The organism is Brooklawnia sp., from assembly GCF_032229645.1.
Classification (GTDB): Bacteria; Actinomycetota; Actinomycetes; order Propionibacteriales; family Propionibacteriaceae; genus Brooklawnia.
Genome location: NZ_JAVTWX010000040.1, coordinates 1 through 2,522 on the forward strand (window position 1 = coordinate 1; position 2,522 = coordinate 2,522).

A 2,522-nucleotide genomic window follows, 5' to 3' on the forward strand; every position below is an offset into this window, starting at 1 on the left:
GCTCCTACGTAAACATCGAGAATCCCGGCTTCGCCGAATTTGTAGGCGTTGAACCAGGGATGCCGCTGAACACGGGTCGGTAATCGGGTGCACCGCGGCATCGCCAGGGAGGGGAAGGTGAGTTACCGGATGTTCATACCGCCGACGAGGGCACAGCGACGACGCCGGGCGTAGCATCGCGCTGAGGTGAGCCCCTCACCGGTGGGTCCGGCGATGGTGAAGGTCGTGAAACCTTCGCCACCCAGCCCGATACCCGCGTATGACGGTCCGTTCTTCACGAAGATCGTTGTTTGAATGCGTTTGGCCATCTTGGTCAGCGCGTTGACGTCGGACGAGTGCATGATCGCGGTGTGGCGGTTGCCGTGCTCGGCCTCCACGGCCAGCTCGATGGCTTCGTCCACATTCTTGACCCGGACGATACCGAGGATCGGCATCATCAGTTCGGTCTGCACGAATGGGTGCGCGAAGGGCACCTCAGCGATGATCAAGCGAGTTCCGCTGGGTGCTTCGATACCGATTGCATCGAGCAGCACGGAAGCGTCCTTGCCGACGCACCCGGTGACCGCATGACCGTCTTTGGCGACCATCTCGGCCAGCCGCGCGATTGCCGCTTGGTCCTTGAGTTCGTAGGCGCCGTTCTTCAGCATCTCGAACTTCAGCAGGTCGACCACGCACTCGACGGCAAGAACCTCCTTCTCGGCGGTGCAGGGCAGGTTGTTGTCGAAGGATGCGCCATTGACGATGTCGCGGGCGGCGCGCACGATGTCGGCAGTCTGGTCAACGACCACCGGTGGGTTACCTGCGCCCGCGCCAATGGCCTTCTTACCGCTCGACAGTACAGACTTCACGATGCCGGGACCACCAGTCGCGACCAGCATCCGTACCCGGGGATCAGCCATCATCGCGTTGGTGTTCTCGATCGAAGGCTTCTCCACGGTGACCACCAGATTGGCCGGAGCCCCGGCGCCGACCAGCGCGGCGTTGATCTTGCGGATCAGCCAATGAGTGATCTTGGTCGCACGGGGATGCGGGCTGAAGACCACCGAATTTCCGGCTGAGAGCATGCCGATCGCGTTGTTGATTACGGTCTCGGTCGGGTTGGTGGTCGGAGTGATCGCCCCGATGACCCCGAAGGGCGAGAGTTCGACTGTGGTCAGCCCGTCATCGCCCGACCAGGCTTCGGTCGGAAGATCCTCGATACCCGGCGTCTGTAGAGCAGCCGCCTTGTTCTTGAGGATCTTGTCGTCGATGCGTCCCATGCCGGTCTCCTCGACCGTGGCCTCGGCCATGAAGCGGACGTTCTCGTCGAGAGACGCCACGTCGCGGATCGCCTGGATGAACCGGGCACGGTCGGCCATCGTACACTCCGTGTACCGGCGCCAGGCCTTGTCGGCGGCCGTGATCGCCGCGTCCATGTCGGGGAAAATGCCGTCGCTGGCACCGTTGTGGGATGCCTGAGCCTTGGCCACGACCTCCAGCACGACTTCCTGGATGACCTGCCGGACCACATCCGGGCTGATGGTGGACATTTCTACCTCGCCTTCCGAGCTATCGATAGTGCGTGCTTGACAATGCTGGAGTCCTCGTCGGGAGACCCTCCCGATACTCCGATGCCTCCGGCCAACTGCCCGTCGACGAAGATCGGCAATCCTCCTCCGAAGACCACCACGCGTCCGTCTTCGAAGTTCTGAATGCCTGGGATCGGACCCGTCTGTGCCGACTGGTCCTTCAGATCGGCGGTCGGCTGCTGGAAGGCGGCTGCCGTATAGGCCTTGTTCGCAGCTGTGTTGAGGCTGACCAGCAAGGAGCCGGCCATCCGGTGCAGCAGCATCAGATTCCCTCCGGCATCGACGCCTGCGAATACGAGCGGCAGTCTCATCTGCGTCGCCTTCTCCTCGGCGGCCTCGGCCATCAGCTTGAGAACGTCCAGGTCAAAGCGCTTCAGCGCGAATCCTTCGTCAGGGATTGTGGCCGGCTGTTCCCGTTCGAGAGCCCTGGTGACCGATTCTCGAACGATCCGCTCGATCTCGATCAGGTCATGCTGGTGCTCGGCCAACCGAGCCAGCGCATACAGGGCGTCCGAGCACCGGTTCAGATACGTGATCAGCTCCGGACGCACCTCACGAGTCTGGGACATGGTTAGCACCCGGCGCTCGGCCCGGCGTATCACGGTGCGTGCCCGATGCAGCGTCGCCGACTGAAGATCGCGGCCCGGAATGATGAACTGCGTCTGCGGGCCGGTGATCTCGTTGCAGCGATCGATCAGATCTTCCAGCCTGGAGATGTCAGCATCGGTGATGGTGTCGATGAGCATCGAGCGGCCCGCCTCATCGCTGGCCAGCTCGGCGCCCAGCACGAAGAGTCGCCGCTGGATCTCATGCAACTCTTGGTGGGACTGGTCATCGGTGGCCAGCGCCTTCGCCTCGCCGATGGACGAGTTGGCTTCGTCCACGGTGCCGTAGGCCTCGACCGCCACATCTTGCTTCGGGACGCGGGACGCACCGAACAGGCCGGTGGTGCCC

At 63.0% G+C, this 2,522-nt stretch carries 2 protein-coding genes; both read right to left on the bottom strand.

The window, feature by feature from the left end; all coding sequences use genetic code 11:
* Positions 1-122: 122 nt before the first annotated feature.
* Positions 123-1,529, bottom strand: coding sequence for an aldehyde dehydrogenase family protein (locus AAFP05_RS02320; RefSeq protein ID WP_341728241.1), 1,407 nt, complete (start codon positions 1,527-1,529; stop codon positions 123-125).
* Positions 1,530-1,531: 2 nt separating this feature from the next.
* On the bottom strand, positions 1,532-2,522 hold a 991-nt coding region (locus AAFP05_RS02325; protein WP_341728242.1), incomplete at its 5' end, for a cob(I)yrinic acid a,c-diamide adenosyltransferase.